The organism is Runella sp. MFBS21 (assembly GCF_029433105.1).
Taxonomy (GTDB): Bacteria; Bacteroidota; Bacteroidia; order Cytophagales; family Spirosomataceae; genus Runella.
In genome coordinates this window covers 380,075-397,713 of record NZ_JARNTW010000004.1, presented here as the reverse complement: position 1 = coordinate 397,713, position 17,639 = coordinate 380,075, and the positions used below count along the sequence as shown (strand labels likewise).

The window sequence follows — 17,639 nt, the reverse complement described above, 5'->3', positions numbered from 1 at the left end:
CTAAAAAGCCCTTCCAGCATGACATTGGAAGGGCTTTTTTTATCAAAACCTAATTTTTAATTGACCGAAAATCTAACCCCACCCATACTTTCTAAAAGTTTAAAAAACTCATTAGTAGGAGCTACTTTATGCGTTCTAGATTGAAGTTTCACCTCCGTCCGACTTTGATGATCCACCACCGAAACCGTGAGTGCGCAGTGGCCAGGGTAGGCTTGAACGGCTTCGTTGAGCTTGCTAACAAGTGGCCCATCAATCATTTCTAAATCTAATTGAAGTTTGATCTCTTTTGTTAGCTTTTCACGTACCTCATTCAGAAGTTGCATCGAAGATATTTTGAACTCGTATTGGTCTTCTTGTTTCCAACGGTTCTGAATTTTTCCTTTCACAAACAAGAAATGGCCCATTTGTACGTAAGCCGAAAATTTCACAAAATCTTCTCCAAAAAGCGCCATCTCCATCGAACCCGCATAATCTTCAAGTTTGAAAATACAGAAAGGATTGCCTGTTTTGGTGGTGCGGACTTGACTGCTGCTCACAATTCCCGCCACTGTAATATCTTTCCCAAACAACAACGGGCGCCCGCCAATTTCTACATTGGCTACAACGGGGCTATCGCTTTCTTCATCCCCATCAGTGCTGTCAGGGACTTCGGAGGTAGCCATTACTTTGTCGAGGGTACAGGTACAGAAGTTAGTCAATTCCAAACGATACATATCAAGCGGGTGACCCGAAATGTAGAAACCAACCACATCTTTTTCAAAACGCAACCGCTCAATGTCACTCCACCGTTCGACATTAGGTGCTTTGGGTTTGGCAATGTCGGCACCACTTCCACCAAAACCACCAAACAACGACGCCTGTGCATTGGATTTATCAGCTTGAACAGCATTAGCGTATTTGATGAGTTTTTCAATTAAGTTTTGCTGTTCGCCGTCAGCAGCTGTAAAGTACTGCGCGCGGTGGTATTCTTCAAACAAGTCAAACGCTCCCGCATAGGCCAACGATTCGATGGTTTTCTTATTAACAGTTCGTAAGTTCACCCGAGTAATGAAATCAAAAAGGTCTTTGTAAGGGCCGTTTTTGGTTCGTTCTTCAATGATACTCTCTACGGCGGCGTCGCCTGTTCCTTTGATTCCGCCCAATCCGAAACGAATTTCGCCTCTTTTGTTTACACCAAAACGACGTTCCGATTCGTTGACGTCGGGTCCCAACACAGGAATTCCGAGAGCTTTACATTCTTCGAGGAAGAACGTAATTTTTTCGATGTTGCCCAATGAGCTTGTCAAGACCGCCGCCATGTATTCGGCAGGATAATGGGCTTTGAGATAGGCCGTTTGGTAGGCTACAAAGGCGTAGCAGGTAGAGTGCGATTTGTTGAAGGCATAAGACGCAAAAGCTTCCCAGTCTGTCCAGACTTTATCGAGTTTTTTCTCGTCGAGGTTGTTTTTTCGTCCCCCTTCCAAAAACTTACTTTTAAGCTTATTCAGGGTTTCGATCTGTTTCTTACCCATTGCTTTTCTAAGCACGTCGGCATCACCTTTGGTAAAACCTGCCAACTTTTGAGAAAGCAGCATCACCTGCTCTTGATAAACGTTAATCCCGTAAGTATCAGACAGATACTCTTCCATTTCAGGAAGGTCATATTCTATTTTTTCGCGTCCATGCTTTCGGTTGATATAGTTAGGAATGTAGGCAATCGGCCCTGGGCGATAGAGTGCGTTCATGGCGATAAGGTCTTCAAAACGGTCAGGTTTGAGTTCGCGCATGTACTTTTTCATCCCGTCGGATTCAAACTGGAAAACGGCGTTGGTATCACCTCTTTGGAACAATTCAAAAACCTTGACATCATCCAACGGAATATAATCAATCTCTATTTTAACCCCGTGGTTGGCCTCAATCATCCGAAGGGCTTCCTTGATGATGGTCAAGTTTCTTAACCCCAAGAAGTCCATCTTGATGACCCCCGCATCTTCAATGATTTTTCCTTCGTATTGGGTAATCAGTAAGTCAGATTCTTTGGAGGTACTAACAGGAATCAAATCTGTTAAATCAGAAGGCGCAATGATAATCCCGGCGGCGTGAATACCTACGTTGCGGACGGTTCCTTCTAGTTTTTGAGCTTCTTTAAGAACCTTGGCTGTCAAGTCGTTGCCTTTCAGCATTTCACGCAACTTCTTCAAGTTTTCTACCTCGTCGGGTGTTACAACTTCCGCCATTTTTTCGAGAGGCACTTTGAAAACCTTGTCGAGGTTCATGCCATAGGTTGGCTTATCAGGCACAAGTTTTACCACAGCATTGGCTTCTTGTAGCGGCAAATCCATCACACGCGCCACGTCTTTAATCGACGATTTGGCGGCCATTGTACCGTAAGTAATGATTTGAGCTACCTGGTTTTTACCGTATTTCTGCACTACATAATCAATCACCCGTTGGCGGCCTTCGTCGTCAAAGTCAGTATCAATATCGGGCATGGAGATACGGTCGGGATTCAAGAAACGCTCAAAAAGCAGGTCGTACTTGATGGGGTCAATGTTGGTAATTCCGATGGCATACGCTACGGCACTTCCTGCCGCCGAACCCCGCCCTGGCCCAATGAGTACGCCCATGTCGCGCCCCGCTTGGATAAAGTCGGCAACGATAAGGAAGTAGCCAGGGAAACCCATGTTTTTGATGGTATTCAGCTCAAAGTTGAGGCGGTCTTCTACCTCTGGCGTAATTTCTTTGTATTTCTGGCGTGCGCCTTCAAATGTCCAGTGTTTGAGGTATTCCCACTGATTAAGTACATCGGCGGTGAGTTCTTTCATTCTGCCGTTGAACTCAATCATTTGCGAAATACTGTGCTTTTTAAACTCTTCAGGAATCGGGAAATTGGGCAACAAAATATCCCGATTGAGCTTTAACAATTCTACTTTGTCAACGATTTCTTGCGTATTGTCCAGCGATTCGGGCAAATCACTGAACGTTTTGAGCATTTCGTCTTTGGTTTTGAAATAAAACTCATCGTTGAAAAACGCAAAACGTGTGCCCTTAGGCATCGGATTTTCGTCGTCAAAGTCCTTGTTGGTAGGCGTTGATTGCTTATCACCCGTATTGACACACAACAAAATATCGTGGGCGTTGGCGTCGTCTTGTTCTACGTAGTGACTATCATTGGAACATATCACCTTGACATTAAACTCTTTGGCGTATTTAAGCAAGGCTTCGTTGGCAATGATTTGGTCACGGATACCGTGGCGTTGGATTTCGACGTAATAATCATCCCCAAACAAATCGAGCCACCACTTAAACTCTTGGCGACCAGCTTCTTCGCCTTTCTTTATGATGGCTTGCGGCACACTCGCCCCGATGCAGCAAGTCGTAGCAATAAGCCCTTTGTGGTATTTCACGAGCAGTTCTTTGTCGATACGCGGGTATTTACCGTACATACCTTCAATAAAACCCAGCGAGCAGAGTTTGGCCAAGTTGCGATAACCTTCGGCGTTTTTGGCCAACAGCAATTGGTGACGGCGAACGTCTTTTTGTTCTTTGGTAAACTGTTTTTTATGGCGGTCTTCTACCAAATAAAACTCACAGCCCACGATGGGCTTGATACCTTGTTTGTGTCCCTCGGCCACAAACTCAAATACACCAAACATATTGCCGTGATCGGTAATGGCGATAGCGGGCATGTCGTCGGCTTTGGCCTTTTTAAACAGTTTCTTAATATCTGCCGCCCCGTCGAGTAGCGAGTATTGGGTGTGGCAGTGGAGGTGGGAGAATTGCATATCAACTACGTTAAAGTCTGTACCTTAGATTGGATTTTAGTGCGTTATCAACGCACATTTTTAGAGCTTGTGATACAAGTGGAAACTTCAGAAGTTTATTTCTGAGACAAATTTTCTATAAAACTGTTAAGGGGTTTATATTTTTCTTTTAGTATTTCAAGATTTTTCTTAAAATCATTTGAGTAATCTTGTAAGTCAATAGCCACACTTTTATTATTTTCTTTTATTGGGAATAACATTTTATTGGCATTACTTACATTATTTACAATTTCATCAAAGTCTATTTCTTGGCTCATTTCTTTGTTATCTTTCCATAACTCAAGAAGTGGCTGAATTAAGTTTTTTTGAATCAACTCAAGATTTGTTGGATTTTGTTTTGTCTCATTAATATGTTTTACAAGAAGGCGATTTAATGTTTCGTAGAAATCCAAATAGGGATTCTTGTCCTTTTTTAGCTCTCCTAACTTAGACGCCACCATTTTTCTAACTTCATATACTAGTTTTGTATATTCCTGTTTGCGGTCGAAATCAAATTTCTGAGATTTTTCTAAAGATTTTCTTATCTCATTATAAGAGTCATAAAAATAATCTATAATCCCGAAGATGACAGCTATATCATCATTTTTTAACTGATTTAAATAAGAATGATAATGTTCTTCTTGATTTATACGATGAACGATGCGTTCTAAATCATGTAGAGAGGCTGATATTAGTTCCGGAAAAGTAATATTATCTTCTTCAATAGTTTGAATGAACTTGTCCAAACCAGTAATTAAATGCTCTATGGTAGATAAGGATTTATTTATCAAATGTTGCAAATATCTAAGTTTGTCTTTCTCAAATTCTTTTTTCTTAATTTCTTCTTTTAGTTTCTCTTTTTTCAGTGATTGAAGATAAACCCAAATAGTAGTGTAGGCTCCGACACCTGCACCTAAGATACCAACCAACAAATCTGTCCAAAAAGAGTTGTCATCACCTGAAAATTCACCAGATTGAAAAATGATGTCAAATAAAAATATCATAAAATCTGCCTATTAATTTTTAATCTATGCCACCGCAAATCCCGTATCGGGCCGAACCACAGGTGAACGAAAACCCAGTACGATGTCTTCTTTTGGAATACCTGCTTCGAGCAATTGCTCTGCTACCACTAGGTCGGTACCATCATAATGAATCCAAACTTTGCCAGAGGATGCGACTTCCATGTGTAAAATTGGCCCGTACAATCGGCGTTCATTGTGCCAGTCATTTTGAAAAAGCAGGTATTGTCCATGGACATCATCCTTAATCATTTGCATATGGAAGGGCTGAGTCGCTGATTGGAAGTCTTCTACTATGGTATCCATAATACCCTGAACGACTGATTTATAAATAGTTAGCTTATCCATTTTTCTATTTTTTCTTCTTTAACGTTATAAACAATAATCTTCAGATGATACCGCTCTATTACCTTGAGAGTTAGGGGCTCTTCAAAAAGAGTATCATAAATATCCAAGGGGACGGCTAGAAACAATATCCGTTGTGGTTGAGTCTCTTCAATAGCGAGTTGATAATAATTGAATTGCCCAAGGGCTTTATAAAACTCATGAATTTCAGATAAGCCAATAAAGCTCTTTATTTCAATTGCAATTTGTTGATTTCCTTTTTCTGCTCCAATTAATCTTTCTGCTCCTAAATCCACTTGAATAGTTCTTTTCAAAGTAGGTATGAAAAGTGGGTCATGAGTGATAGTCCAACCTTCTGTTATGAGTGCCTTTTTTACAAGTTGATGGTATTTGTCTTTAGCCATAAAGTATAGGTAGCTTCTGCGATAACTCCATATGATACAAGTTCCTATCCAAAGTTACGGTTTTCTGCTAGAAAGCGGAAGAGGATAGGCGCTAAAATTGCGATGTAGTGTGTTGACACGAGGGCTTAGCCGCCATGTCAATCTTGCTTCTATGAAGGTAAAAATCACGAAAAACTTATATAAGAGTTATGTTTAGCAAAGAGGGCATAACCTAAAATTGCACAATAGCGATACAAAATCAGCAATTAACTAAGATTAGGATTGTGGAAATGTGGGACGTTCTGCTATATTTGCCCGACTTTATTGTATAAATATTCAACTAAACTTTTTAACTCTTCGCATGAATAGTATCGTTTACCTTGTCCCGGCTTTTGGGGCTATTGGGCTTTTGTACACCGCTTGGCGCTTCAACTGGGTTTCGAGCCAGCCTGCTGGTGATGCCAACATGCAAAAACTTTCGGGCTATATTGCCGATGGTGCCATCGCATTTTTGAAGGCTGAATGGAAAATCTTGGCCTATTTTGCCATTCCAACCGCCCTTGTTTTAGGGTATTTGGGAACCCAAGAAGGAACGCCCGAAAACCCCATCCACTCCTCACCTCTTATTGCCGTCGCCTTTTTGATTGGGGCGTTGCTGTCGGCTACGGCTGGATATATTGGTATGAAAGTCGCTACCAAAGCCAATGTTCGCACGGCACAAGCAGCACGGACGTCTCTTTCCAAAGCTTTAGAAGTATCATTTACAGGTGGCTCCGTAATGGGCATGGGCGTAGCTGGCTTGGCCGTTTTGGGCTTGGGTGGCTTGTTCATTTTATTTTATAATCTTTTTGCTGCGGGCCAGCCCCTCACTTCTGACGAAATGAAAACAGCTATCGAAGTCTTGGCTGGATTTTCGTTGGGAGCCGAGTCCATCGCACTTTTTGCGCGCGTAGGTGGTGGTATCTACACCAAAGCTGCCGACGTGGGAGCCGACCTTGTAGGTAAAGTAGAAGCAGGTATTCCTGAAGATGACGTCCGCAACCCTGCCACTATCGCCGACAACGTAGGCGACAATGTAGGCGACGTAGCGGGGATGGGCGCCGACTTATTTGGCTCATATGTAGCCACCATTTTGGCAACGATGGTATTGGGTCAAGAAATTGACGTAACCGACAACTACGGCGGTTTTTCTCCTGTGTTACTTCCTATGCTGATTGCTGGTGTTGGTTTGTTGGCTTCGCTGGTTTCTACTTTCTTTGTGCGTATCAAAAGCGAAACTTCATCCGTACAAAATGCCTTGAATATCGGAAACTGGGCTTCTATCATCATTACTTTCATAGCGTCTTATTTTTTGGTAAAAAATATTTTACCTGAAACCCTCAACCTCCGTGGCTTTGCGTTTACTTCCAATGGGGTTTTCTTAGCAATCGTGGTTGGGTTGGTAGTAGGTGCGCTTATGTCTTATATCACCGAATACTATACTGCCATGGGCAAGCGTCCTGTGCTTTCTATCATCGAAAAATCAGGTACTGGACACGCTACCAATATCATCGGTGGGTTAGCTGTAGGGATGGAGTCGACCGTATTACCTATTATTACTTTGGCCGCGGGCATTATCCTTTCTTACAAATTTGCTGGATTGTATGGTGTTTCTATTGCAGCGGCGGGTATGATGGCTACTACGGCGATGCAATTGGCGATTGATGCTTTCGGTCCAATTGCCGACAACGCAGGTGGTATCGCCGAAATGTCACAATTGCCTTCTGAAGTACGTGGCCGTACCGACAATTTGGATGCCGTAGGTAACACTACCGCTGCCACTGGTAAAGGATTTGCGATTGCGTCGGCAGCCTTGACTTCGTTGGCATTGTTTGCAGCTTTTGTAGGAATTGCGGGCATTACTCAAATTGATATTTACAAAGCTGACGTTTTGGCGGGCTTGTTTGTAGGCGGCATGATTCCGTTTATTTTCAGCGCATTGTGTATTTCAGCCGTAGGAAAAGCGGCCATGGAAATGGTAAACGAAGTACGTCGTCAGTTCCGTGAGATTCCGGGCATTATGGAATACAAAGCCGAACCAGAATACGAAAAATGCGTGGCTATTTCTACGGAGGCATCTATCAAGCAAATGATTTTACCTGGTGCTATTGCACTGATTGTACCCGTGTTAGTAGGCTTTACTATGGGACCTGAAGTATTGGGTGGAGTACTTGCAGGCGTAACTGTATCAGGTGTATTGATGGGAATTTTTCAGTCAAACGCTGGTGGTGCTTGGGACAACGCAAAAAAATCATTTGAAAAAGGGGTAAATATCGACGGGCAGATGTATTATAAAAAGTCAGAGCCACACAAAGCATCCGTGACAGGAGATACCGTAGGTGACCCTTTCAAAGATACTTCGGGTCCCTCGATGAACATCTTGATTAAATTGATGTCTATCGTATCGTTGGTGATTGCTCCGTACATTGCCGTAAAAGGTGGTCACAGCCATGCTACCAAAGCACCTGTCGAAATCAAAGTTGAAAACCAGTCAGCTTCTCTTACCAAAGCTACTGCCCTCAAACTTGATAAACCCACTTTGACTTCTTTATCAAAATAATTTTCGAACGCTTACCCACATTAAAAGCCTTATCTCAAAATAGAAGAGATAAGGCTTTTTGTTTTGGACTTTTGTTCATCCTACCTTTGTATCTCCTTCTAACCACAAACACAATACCCAAAAATCTGTTATTTCCTCAAGCATCATGAATCTGACCAAAATCGTTTCTCTCTTTTTCGCCCTTTTGTTTACCTATTTTGTGGTAGTGCAATACAACGACCCCGACCCCGAAATATGGATGCCTATTTATGGGATTGCGGTAGCGGCTTGTTTGAGCATCTTTTTTGCAAAAGCTCCGCGTAGTTATGTATTTGTGATTATGGCGTTAGCGTATTTTTTTGCAGCTTATCAACAGTGGCCTCCCCAATATGAAGGCGTATTTTGGGGAGAAATGCAAATGCGTAGTATCAATATCGAACTAGCCCGCGAATCGCTTGGTTTGGTGATTTCAGGAATTGGAATGTTGGTGATGTTTTTTTTACGTAACAAATTGGTCGTAGAGACGTAACATGTTACGTCTCTCGTCTCTACAATATTCGACAATCAAAGACGTAACATTGTTACATCCCACAATAAAGACGTAACATGTTACGTCTCTACAATACCCAATCCTATTTATTTCTATCAATCGTATATTGCACCAGACCTTCCAAGGAGGTTCGATATACTGACTCGGGAAAAGAATGTAGAATAATGCGAGCTTCCTCCACTAGCTTCTGCATCTGCTGAGTCGCATACTGAATCCCTCCCGATTCCCGCACAAACTTAATCACCTCAGCTACTTTTTGGGGTTTATCGCTGTGATTTTTGATGAGGTTGATGATATGTCGCCGATTGCTCCATGTCGTTTGTTTCAAAGCATAAATCAACGGAAGAGTCATTTTCTTTTCTTTAATATCAATGCCCAAAGGCTTGCCCACTTCGGCTTCGCCAAAATCAAATAAGTCATCTTTGATTTGAAATGCAAGCCCTACCTTCTCCCCAAATTGGCGCATTTTTTCTACCAAATCGCTAGAAGCCCCCGCCGAACTCGCCCCTACCCCACAACAAGAAGCAATCAAAGAGGCTGTTTTTTGGCGAATGATTTCAAAATACACCTCTTCTGTAATGTCCAAACGCCGTGCTTTAGCCAACTGAAGCAGCTCCCCTTCGCTCATCTCTCGTACTGCATTGGAGACGATTTGCAAAAGTGTAAAATCCTTATTATCAACTGAAAGCAATAAACCTCTCGACAAAAGATAATCTCCTACCAAAACGGCGATTTTGTTTTTCCAGAGGGCATTGACCGAGAAAAATCCGCGCCGATAATTGGACTCATCCACCACATCATCGTGCACAAGCGTAGCCGTATGTAGCAATTCAATCAGGGCAGCACCTCGGTAGGTACTTTCGCCAATGGTACCACTCACACCTGCCGTCAAAAACACAAACATCGGTCGCAATTGCTTGCCTTTTCTACGTACAATGTAGTTCATGATTTGGTCGAGCAGCATTACTTCACTTTTCATAAACTGCCGAAACTTTCGCTCAAAGGCTTCCATTTCAGAAGCAATAGGGGCTTGTATGTCTTTTAATGAGAGGGGCATCATTTCGTTGGTAGCTTACAATAAACCCTCTTGGAGGGTCACTGTCACCCGAAGAGCAAATTATTGTATTTAAATCTTTTTTGGGTTTGTTTTCGGACAAACGCCAAATTTGGTACAAATCTGTTAACATTACACCAAACTTCAATAATTTGTTTCGTCCGAGCGTCATTTATTCATCGAATTTGATAAATTTCGCCGCTCGTTCACATCAACAGTACAACAATATGAAGGCATTAGTATTAGGAGGTGGCTCCCTTAAAGGAGCTTTTCAAGTAGGAGTAATTCAGGCAATTTTAGAAAAAGGCTTTGAGCCAGAGATGGTATATGGCGTTTCAGTAGGAAGTCTGAACGCGAGTTATATGGTCAATGAGGCAGGTAAAAAATCAATAGAATCTAAGAAAGTAGACTGGCCAACCATTAGCCGCCAATTGATTGAATTTTGGGTCAAAAACATCACCAAGCCCGAAGACATTGCTTTGATGCGCTCACGCTTTAGCTTGGGTGTTGATACCCTGATGAGTCGTTTTGATGGGCTGCTTGATACTACTCCCCTCCACAACCTAGTCCGTAACAATATCGATGCATTTATTTTACGAAACAGCCCAATCAAAATCAAAGTAGGGGCAGTGGATGTCATCAGTGGGAAAATGGTATATGCTTGCCCTCAAGATGAGCATTTTGTAGAATACGTGATTGCGAGTAGTTCGTTGCCTACTCTTATGCCTGCCGTCACTATTGCAGGTCAACGCAAATCTGCCTACCTCGACGGCGGTATGCGTGTAGTAGCGCCCCTCAAAGCAGCCCTTGAAGACGGAGCCACCGAAATCGTGTGTGTGGCTTGCCATGCCGAGCATATTTATAACGAACCCGTCAATTATCGCAATTTATTCAAACTCCTAGACCGCGTCAAAGACATCAACGTCAACCAAATCGTTAATAGTGATATCGCTTGGGCGCAGGCTTATGTCGAAAAAGAAGGATTGAAAGGCCGCCAACTCAACTTAACGGTGATTCGGCCACATGAGCCTCTGCATCTTGATATGCTCAAATTCAACTCCGACGACATTGTCAGGCTCATCGTGCAAGGTTACCAAACTGGCTACGAATACCTCCAAGCGCATGGATTACCTTCTCTGCCCACCAAAACAAGTTCTGCAGTACCTACTTCAGAAGACAGTAGTGGGTTTGAATAAGAGAATAGCTATGAGAAGTTAGGCGTAGTTTTTTACTAGAGATCGTAAACAGACTCAAAATAATGGCATATGTAATGGTCGACATAGAAAGTGATGGACCCATTCCGGGAGACTTTTCTATGATTTGTTTTGGAGCCGTTTTAGTGGACGAGCAACTTGACAAAACATTTTATGGAAAACTTAAACCCATTTCCGAAAAATTTATTCCTGAAGCGCTCAATGTGTCAGGATATTCAAGAGAAGAAACTTTAGCTTTTGAAGAACCAAAACTCGTAATGACAAACTTTGCAAACTGGATTAAAGAAACTTGCAAAGATAGACCCATATTCATTAGCGATAACAATGGTTTTGATTGGATGTTTATTTGTTGGTATTTTCATCATTTTACAGGGACAAATCCATTTGGATTTAGTTCTCAAAACTTAGGTAGTCTTTATAAAGGAATTGAAAAAGACACTTTCAAAACATTCAAACATTTACGAAAAACAAAACATACACACAATCCAGTAGATGATGCCAAAGGAAATGCAGAAGCCCTACTGACAATGAAAAAGGAGCTTGGATTAAAGATAAAGTTCTAGTGGCCGCATATTACAATAAATGACTATTCTAAAGTATTTTTTCTCAACTATGAACATCAAAATTAGAAAGGGCTTGCCCGAAGATGTACCCTCCGTATTTGAACTTGTAAAAGAACTTGCTCTATACGAAAAAGCCCCCGAGCAAGTCACCAATACCCCCGAAATGATGCTCAAAGATGGTTTCGGGCCAGACCCTATTTTTGGACTTTTTGTGGCCGAAGTAGATGACAAAGTCGTTGGGATTTCGCTCTATTATTTTCGATACTCTACTTGGAAAGGCAAACGCCTCTACCTCGAAGACATCGTAGTGACCGAGACAATGCGTGGCTATGGCCTCGGCAAAAAACTATTTGACGCTACCGTAGAAGAAGCCAAAGCTACCCACTGCACTGGCATGATGTGGCAAGTGCTCGACTGGAACAAACCTGCCATTGATTTTTATGAAAAATACGGCACTCGCTTCGACGGCGAATGGATTAATTGCCACCTTGATTTTTAAAGTATGTCTATTGCTCAAAATATCCAACAAATCCAAAATAGTCTTGGCCCCAACGCCAAACTCATCGCCGTTACCAAAACCAAGCCCGTAGCTATGCTCATGGAGGCTTACGAAGCGGGTTTTAAACGATACGGCGAAAACAAAGTACAAGAAATGGTGACCAAATATGAACAAATGCCCAAAGACATCGAATGGCATTTGATTGGTCATTTACAAACCAATAAAGTCAAATACATGGCTTCGTTTGTGGCCATGATTCACTCCGTAGATAGCCTCAAACTGCTACAAGAAATCAATAAACAGGCGGCCAAAAATGAGCGCGTTATTGACTGCTTGTTACAGATTTTTATTGCCCAAGAAGAAACCAAATTTGGACTTTCGGAAAGCGAAGCAAAGGAACTACTGACCTCCGAGGGTTTCAAAGCGTTGAAAAATGTACGCATCGTAGGATTGATGGGCATGGCATCCAATACCGACAATACCGCCCAAATCCGTGAAGAATTCAGAAGATTGAAGCAATTTTTTGACGAACTCAATGCCACAATTTGCGCCAACTCCCTCGCCGAACTATCGATAGGTATGAGTAGCGACTATTCGATTGCGGTCGAAGAGGGCAGTACACTCGTCAGAGTAGGAAGTGCTATTTTTGGTTCTCGTTGAGAGGACTTTCTCCCCCTTCGGGACCATAAAAAAGTACCCAGGTCAAGAAATTTTCGCTAAACTCGACAAACCTGTGAACCGCTCTCGCGGGTACAAACAAAAAATCACCCGTTTTGACCGGCGTCTTTTGGCCTTCTAGCTCAAATACCGCCTCACCCGCTGCAATAATATACACTTCATCGCGCGAGTGAGGCGTTTGTTTGTCTTCTCCTTCGGGCTGATATAGCTCCACCGAAAGTGTACCATGCCGAAATACTTCCAGAAATACCGCCGAAACTTCTCCAAGTTTTTGGTGCGCCTCGGCTAAACATACTTTGTTTGGAAACATCATATCAATTTGTCTCAACCCTGCACCAACGGGAAATAACGTTCGCGAAGTACCCTAAGATGATGAATCGGATGCCCTATCAGCACAAACCCCAAAGCCAAAGGAGAGATTTGCTGGTTAAAACTAATGCCTTCTCGAAGAAACATTTCATCATTAAAACTCTTAAAAAGGGCAATAGTGGAGCGGCGCACTATCGCAAATTCGTCCAACAAATCGTCGAGGTTACGCTGAGATGCGGTGGTATTAGCCCCAAAAAGGTCTTCATCATAACCCGGGAGAGCGGTTTTGTCGTTACGCGCAAAACGCATCGCTCTATACGACATAATGCGCTCATTATCAATTAAATGTTGCAAAATATCCTTAACAGTCCATTTGCCCGGTGCATACACTTGGTCGCCAAGAGTAATAAGTACCTGCTTGACCGAGGGCGTCTCAAAAAGCGAGGCCGTTTGTTCTAGCCCTTCTATGACATCAATATCATCTACGAGCAAAATATAACGGTCAAAAAACTGCGGCATATGCCGAATATCGGAGCGTTTCATGGGAATAGTGGGTTAAATTGAAATGTCAGAGGGAATCAAATGCGCTGGCAAAGATAACGACTGACTGCTATCATCGGCAAGGGGAGCTTCCCGAATAGTTCGCAACGGAATCAATCCCGACCATATCGGCAGTGCTTTGTCTTCGACTTCGTCGTTGGGCATACCTGTGCGATACTTGGCCGATGCCTCTTCGATTTTAAAAGCCAAAACGGTTGTTTTTCTTACTTCGCTTTCGGTCATAGGTCGCAAATAATCCCAACTATTGGGTACTATTTTTTCCGTAATCCATTTCAAAGCCTCTGCTTTGGGATGATAGGCTTCTACTTTTTCGGCACTCGAAAACATAATCACAGAGCGATAATTGACCGAATGAGAAAAAGCAGACTTGGCTACCACAAGCGCATCGGTAAGCATTACTGAGATACACACCGGTGCACCATTTTCGATAGCACGTATAAAATGACTACCTACCGAACCGTGGATATACACATAATTGCCATAACGCGCAAAGGCCGTCGGAATCGCAAAAGGTTGACCGTCAATGACACAACTTACGGTACAAAACAAAGCTTCGTCTAAAATCGCGTAAATGGCTTCGTCGTCGTGCCGTGTGCGTTTGGCCAAGCGGCTAGGAGTAGTTTTGGAAGTGGGCTGCATGGGTTGAAAAATTGAATGTTGTTGATTTTGATACAAAATTATACCTTTACTGGCTCACTTTAAGTGTCCACTTTTCACAAAATCAGTAGTCCACTTTATCACCAATGGTAGCTTATCAATCCCTCCTTCACCTTGACAAAACCGCCAAGCAAGCTGCCTATTTACAGCTCGCCAATCAGCTCATGGTTCTCATCAGAGGAGGAGAATTACGAGCAGGCCAAAAGCTACTAGGTTCGCGACAAATGGCCGCGCTATTGAATATCCACCGACAGACTGTTGTTCAGGCTTACGACGAACTGCTAGTACAAGGATGGCTCGAAACTCGCACTGGAAGCGGCACCTATGTAGTAGAAAATTTACCAGAAATCCACCCCACACCTTTAGATAAAAACCAAAATTCAAACGCCAATCCCGTCAAAACGGCTGGTTTTAGGATAGAAGCAGCCCCTCACTTAGCTCGCGGCGTATTAGGGGCATCGGCTTCTCTCCACCTCGACGATGGCTTTCCAGACCCGCGTCTAGCACCCTTAGCCGAACTGTCGAGGGCGTATCGTTCACAACTTCTACAGGGCAACCCTTATGTGAAACTAGGCTACAACGATACCAAAGGCTCGGCATGGCTGCGACGAGAGCTGTCGGCTTATCTCAACGAAACCCGTGGCCTCAAAACCACCGCCGACAATATCCTTATCACTCGTGGAACGGTGATGGGGCTTTATCTAGCAAGTACAGGTTTACTCAAAAAAGGCGACAAAGTCGTAGTAGGCGAATTGAGCTGGGGAGGCGCCAACATGAGTTTTTTACAAGCAGGAGCCGAACTCATCAAAATCCCCGTAGATGCCCACGGATTGGTCATCGAAGCCCTTGAAAAACTATGCCAACAGCAGCCGATTCGGATGGTATATGTGACTTCACATCACCATTACCCTACCACTGTGGCGCTACGCGCCGATCGCCGACTTCAGCTGCTTCACTTGGCAGAAGCCTACAAATTTATCGTGTTTGAGGATGATTATGACTACGATTTTCATTATTTAAGTCAACCACTCCTCCCCTTGGCAAGTGCCGACCGCCAAGGGATGGTCTTGTACTGTGGTTCTTTTACAAAAGCGATTTCGCCCGCGTTTCGAGTAGGCTACCTGGTAGGTTCCGAAAACGTAATTCATCATTTATCCCAACTGAGACGCATCATCGACCGACAAGGCGATTTGATGCTCGAAAATTCCTTCGCCGAACTACTCCAAAACGGGGTCATTCAGCGACATATCCGCAAATCCCTACGCGAATACCGCATCCGGCGCGACGCATTTTGTGAGTTACTTTCGACTTATTTAAGCTCCTATCTCCAATTTCAAATTCCCGATGGAGGTATGGCCGTCTGGACACATTTCGACCCAAGTATCGACCTAGAAATGCTCGCTACTGAAGCCCTCAAAAAAGGTTTGTTTTTTGCAGACGGTAAATTTCACGCTCCTTTGACTCATCATACACGTTTGGGGTTTGCCTCTTCTACGATTACTGAGCTGGAGCAATGCGTGGAGATATTACGTCAGATACTTCATACTGTTTGAATTTCAACAAAATACATATCAATTTTTCCCTTGTTTTTAGCTTCGATTTTACCACGGTATTCAAACTTAAAATCGTCTTTTAACAGGGCATAAGTTGCTTCCGAAACATTAATTCGATTTGCCTTACCATTTTGCTCCATTCTTGCAGCGGTATTGACAGTATCACCCCAAATATCATACGCAAACTTAGACTTACCTACTACCCCAGCAATAGTAGGCCCGCTATGAATCCCGACTCGCACCTCAAATGCTCGCCTATTTTGTAATAATCTTTGCTCTTTTTCTTGGTTCACAAAACGTAATATTTCATGGGCAGCTTCCACCACTTGATGAGCATGGCGCTCATTGGGCTCGGGAATGCCACAGATAGCGAGATAGGCATCGCCAATCGTCTTTATTTTCTCAAGTTTATATTTTACTACTATTTCGTCGTAATTTTTATAATAGTAATCCAGCTCCTTGATTAAATCTTCTGGCGACATCTGCTCTGTATGCTTCGTAAAATCTACTATATCCATAAAAAGAATCGTAGTAGCATCATACAATCGAGGTTTTACCGCTCCGTTTTTGATGAGTTCATCTACTGTACTTTCTGGCAGCGTATTTAACAATAATTTTCTAGTTTGCTCTTTTTCGGCCAATAGTTGCTGCGCTTTCAGTCGCTCGATAGCCTCTTGAGTACGAAGATGACGTACTTCATTGATACGCGCCCCCAAACTTAAAGAATAGAGCGAGTTTTCAAGAATAGTTGCAATCTGAGACATGGTAGTCGCCGTAATACCAAACAAAAACAGCGGGATGATTTCCAAAATTTGCAACACCATCAATATCGTACCTGTTACATAAAAAAAGGTAGCTACAAAAAACAAAATGCTGGGCAAATGTTTTCGAAAAGACATCAACACACAGACCACAAAAATGGTAGGATAAGCTATAAAAAACGCCAAGTAATTGATTGTTGCCCTGATGAGTTCTAAACTTGGAAAAAAATTGGAAACAACCGAAAACAAATACGCCCCCAAAACATAATTCAAGAACCTGTTTACTCTGGGGTAATATATTTTAATTTCTAGAATATTTTGGGCAAGTAAAATATAAAATATAGCTACAAAAGTCCCAAAAATAGAAATAGGAGCGCGATTTACATCGCTATGTCCATATAGTGGATACGCAAATTGAGGAGTAATACCTATGATAAAAAAAATCCCACTTATGACCTCTCCACAATAATAAAAATAGGCTTTTATTCGGGTAAAAAAGAATAGCAGGATATTAGAAATCAACATGATAATCGTAGCGCCTAAATACATAAAAGTAAAGTCGCTTGGGCCTTCATAGTTGTTCTGAAAGTATTTTTTAGTGGTCACAATCAGCGGAACCCTCATCTGCGGCGTGATAGGCATGTCTTTGTTCACAGCTTTGAGATAAATCGTCACCGTTTGGTTGGGTTTACACTCAAATTCAAAAAAAGCAAGACCTGATACAGGTAGGGCTTTCTCATCATCCGCTATTTTAATACCACTTTTAAGAGGCCCTATCAAGGTAGAATCGGTCTTAACCCAACATGTCAGGAATTCGAATCGATTGGTTCCGATATAGAAAGGCGAAGCAATAGTAGTCTGATTGGTGACTTTTAGTTTTAGCCAATTGTAGGTTTCTTGTCCTTTAATAAAAGCACTTTCAAAAGGTAAAAATTGTGCATCATATATCCCCCTAACCACCATACTATCCTTATAAACAAACTCGTTTTTCATTGGTAATACTTGCATATCTGCTTCTACCACACGATACTTCCACTGGTTGTCAACCACCACTTGCGCCTCTACCCAAGACAGCGTTTTTATAAGAAGAAATGCCAATAAAAGTAGAATTCGTTTTTTCATATCTCCGA

16 protein-coding genes are annotated in these 17,639 nt (G+C 42.5%); 7 read left to right on the top strand and 9 right to left on the bottom strand.

Annotation, left to right across the window (positions count from 1 at the left end):
- Positions 1–56: 56 nt before the first annotated feature.
- The 4 genes from dnaE to P1X15_RS12035 form a co-directional block, all read right to left on the bottom strand.
- A complete protein-coding gene (dnaE, locus tag P1X15_RS12050; protein ID WP_277338372.1) occupies positions 57–3,764 on the bottom strand; it encodes a DNA polymerase III subunit alpha in 3,708 nt (1,235 codons plus the stop codon).
- 95 nt (positions 3,765–3,859) lie between these two features.
- A complete protein-coding gene (locus P1X15_RS12045) occupies positions 3,860–4,786 on the bottom strand; it encodes a hypothetical protein (RefSeq protein ID WP_277338371.1) in 927 nt (308 codons plus the stop codon).
- A 24-nt stretch (positions 4,787–4,810) separates the two neighbouring features.
- The gene (locus P1X15_RS12040; protein WP_277338370.1) at positions 4,811–5,152 is read right to left on the bottom strand and encodes a XisI protein; all 342 of its coding nucleotides are present in this window, start codon (positions 5,150–5,152) and stop codon (positions 4,811–4,813) included.
- Positions 5,140–5,553 carry an element excision factor XisH family protein gene (locus tag P1X15_RS12035; RefSeq protein ID WP_028666477.1) on the bottom strand — a complete coding sequence of 138 codons (414 nt, stop codon included), beginning with the start codon at positions 5,551–5,553 and terminating at the stop codon, positions 5,140–5,142. Before P1X15_RS12035 ends, P1X15_RS12040 begins: the two co-directional genes overlap by 13 nt.
- Positions 5,554–5,893: 340 nt before the next feature.
- Between P1X15_RS12035 and P1X15_RS12030 the strand changes: the two genes are divergently transcribed.
- Complete coding sequence (locus P1X15_RS12030; RefSeq protein ID WP_277338369.1) at positions 5,894–8,131, top strand: sodium-translocating pyrophosphatase; 2,238 nt, start codon at positions 5,894–5,896, stop codon at positions 8,129–8,131.
- Positions 8,132–8,276: 145 nt separating this feature from the next.
- Complete coding sequence (locus P1X15_RS12025; RefSeq protein ID WP_277338368.1) at positions 8,277–8,639, top strand: transmembrane 220 family protein; 363 nt, start codon at positions 8,277–8,279, stop codon at positions 8,637–8,639.
- Positions 8,640–8,742: 103 nt separating this feature from the next.
- Here the strand turns inward: P1X15_RS12025 and P1X15_RS12020 are convergent, their stop codons facing one another.
- Positions 8,743–9,717, bottom strand: coding sequence for a polyprenyl synthetase family protein (locus P1X15_RS12020; RefSeq protein ID WP_277338543.1), 975 nt, complete (start codon positions 9,715–9,717; stop codon positions 8,743–8,745).
- Between the two features lie 224 nt (positions 9,718–9,941).
- Here P1X15_RS12020 and P1X15_RS12015 point away from each other — a divergent pair, with 224 nt between their 5' ends.
- The 4 genes from P1X15_RS12015 (at position 9,942) to P1X15_RS12000 (ending at position 12,650) form a co-directional block, all read left to right on the top strand.
- Positions 9,942–10,910, top strand: coding sequence for a patatin-like phospholipase family protein (locus tag P1X15_RS12015; RefSeq protein WP_277338367.1), 969 nt, complete (start codon positions 9,942–9,944; stop codon positions 10,908–10,910).
- A gap of 62 nt (positions 10,911–10,972) precedes the next feature.
- The gene (locus P1X15_RS12010; RefSeq protein ID WP_277338366.1) at positions 10,973–11,491 is read left to right on the top strand and encodes a 3'-5' exoribonuclease; all 519 of its coding nucleotides are present in this window, start codon (positions 10,973–10,975) and stop codon (positions 11,489–11,491) included.
- A gap of 49 nt (positions 11,492–11,540) precedes the next feature.
- Positions 11,541–11,990, top strand: a complete 450-nt coding sequence (locus P1X15_RS12005) for a GNAT family N-acetyltransferase (RefSeq protein WP_277338365.1) — start codon at positions 11,541–11,543, stop codon at positions 11,988–11,990.
- Between the two features lie 3 nt (positions 11,991–11,993).
- Positions 11,994–12,650, top strand: coding sequence for a YggS family pyridoxal phosphate-dependent enzyme (locus tag P1X15_RS12000; RefSeq protein WP_277338364.1), 657 nt, complete (start codon positions 11,994–11,996; stop codon positions 12,648–12,650).
- Here the strand turns inward: P1X15_RS12000 and P1X15_RS11995 are convergent.
- From P1X15_RS11995 to P1X15_RS11985, 3 genes are read right to left on the bottom strand one after another with little or no spacing between them, the layout of a single operon-like run.
- Positions 12,631–12,981: a cupin domain-containing protein gene (locus P1X15_RS11995; RefSeq protein ID WP_277338363.1), complete on the bottom strand. Its 351-nt coding sequence runs from the start codon at positions 12,979–12,981 to the stop codon at positions 12,631–12,633. The two genes, P1X15_RS12000 and P1X15_RS11995, sit on opposite strands and share 20 nt — an antisense overlap.
- Positions 12,982–12,992: 11 nt before the next feature.
- Positions 12,993–13,520: a DinB family protein gene (locus P1X15_RS11990; protein ID WP_277338362.1), complete on the bottom strand. Its 528-nt coding sequence runs from the start codon at positions 13,518–13,520 to the stop codon at positions 12,993–12,995.
- Positions 13,521–13,532: 12 nt separating this feature from the next.
- Complete coding sequence (locus tag P1X15_RS11985) at positions 13,533–14,177, bottom strand: pyridoxamine 5'-phosphate oxidase family protein (RefSeq protein WP_277338361.1); 645 nt, start codon at positions 14,175–14,177, stop codon at positions 13,533–13,535.
- Between the two features lie 104 nt (positions 14,178–14,281).
- On the opposite strand from P1X15_RS11985, the gene P1X15_RS11980 reads away from it, so the two are divergent.
- Positions 14,282–15,748, top strand: a complete 1,467-nt coding sequence (locus P1X15_RS11980; protein WP_277338360.1) for a PLP-dependent aminotransferase family protein — start codon at positions 14,282–14,284, stop codon at positions 15,746–15,748.
- Here the strand turns inward: P1X15_RS11980 and P1X15_RS11975 are convergent.
- The gene (locus tag P1X15_RS11975) at positions 15,736–17,631 is read right to left on the bottom strand and encodes an adenylate/guanylate cyclase domain-containing protein (RefSeq protein ID WP_277338359.1); all 1,896 of its coding nucleotides are present in this window, start codon (positions 17,629–17,631) and stop codon (positions 15,736–15,738) included. The genes P1X15_RS11980 and P1X15_RS11975 overlap by 13 nt on opposite strands.
- Positions 17,632–17,639: the final 8 nt, after the last annotated feature.

Bases quoted from the DNA above. Each gene is read 5' to 3' on its own strand.
- P1X15_RS12040 (WP_277338370.1), bottom strand. From the start codon at position 5,152: ATGGATAAGCTAACTATTTATAAATCAGTCGTTCAGGGTATTATGGAT.
- P1X15_RS11980 (WP_277338360.1), top strand. From the start codon at position 14,282: ATGGTAGCTTATCAATCCCTCCTTCACCTTGACAAAACCGCCAAGCAA.
- P1X15_RS12030 (WP_277338369.1), top strand. From the start codon at position 5,894: ATGAATAGTATCGTTTACCTTGTCCCGGCTTTTGGGGCTATTGGGCTT.
- dnaE (WP_277338372.1), bottom strand. From the start codon at position 3,764: ATGCAATTCTCCCACCTCCACTGCCACACCCAATACTCGCTACTCGAC.
- P1X15_RS12025 (WP_277338368.1), top strand. From the start codon at position 8,277: ATGAATCTGACCAAAATCGTTTCTCTCTTTTTCGCCCTTTTGTTTACC.
- P1X15_RS12005 (WP_277338365.1), top strand. From the start codon at position 11,541: ATGAACATCAAAATTAGAAAGGGCTTGCCCGAAGATGTACCCTCCGTA.
- P1X15_RS12045 (WP_277338371.1), bottom strand. From the start codon at position 4,786: ATGATATTTTTATTTGACATCATTTTTCAATCTGGTGAATTTTCAGGT.
- P1X15_RS12035 (WP_028666477.1), bottom strand. From the start codon at position 5,553: ATGGCTAAAGACAAATACCATCAACTTGTAAAAAAGGCACTCATAACA.
- P1X15_RS11995 (WP_277338363.1), bottom strand. From the start codon at position 12,981: ATGATGTTTCCAAACAAAGTATGTTTAGCCGAGGCGCACCAAAAACTT.
- P1X15_RS11990 (WP_277338362.1), bottom strand. From the start codon at position 13,520: ATGAAACGCTCCGATATTCGGCATATGCCGCAGTTTTTTGACCGTTAT.
- P1X15_RS12010 (WP_277338366.1), top strand. From the start codon at position 10,973: ATGGCATATGTAATGGTCGACATAGAAAGTGATGGACCCATTCCGGGA.
- P1X15_RS12000 (WP_277338364.1), top strand. From the start codon at position 11,994: ATGTCTATTGCTCAAAATATCCAACAAATCCAAAATAGTCTTGGCCCC.
- P1X15_RS11985 (WP_277338361.1), bottom strand. From the start codon at position 14,177: ATGCAGCCCACTTCCAAAACTACTCCTAGCCGCTTGGCCAAACGCACA.
- P1X15_RS12015 (WP_277338367.1), top strand. From the start codon at position 9,942: ATGAAGGCATTAGTATTAGGAGGTGGCTCCCTTAAAGGAGCTTTTCAA.
- P1X15_RS12020 (WP_277338543.1), bottom strand. From the start codon at position 9,717: ATGCCCCTCTCATTAAAAGACATACAAGCCCCTATTGCTTCTGAAATG.
- P1X15_RS11975 (WP_277338359.1), bottom strand. From the start codon at position 17,631: ATGAAAAAACGAATTCTACTTTTATTGGCATTTCTTCTTATAAAAACG.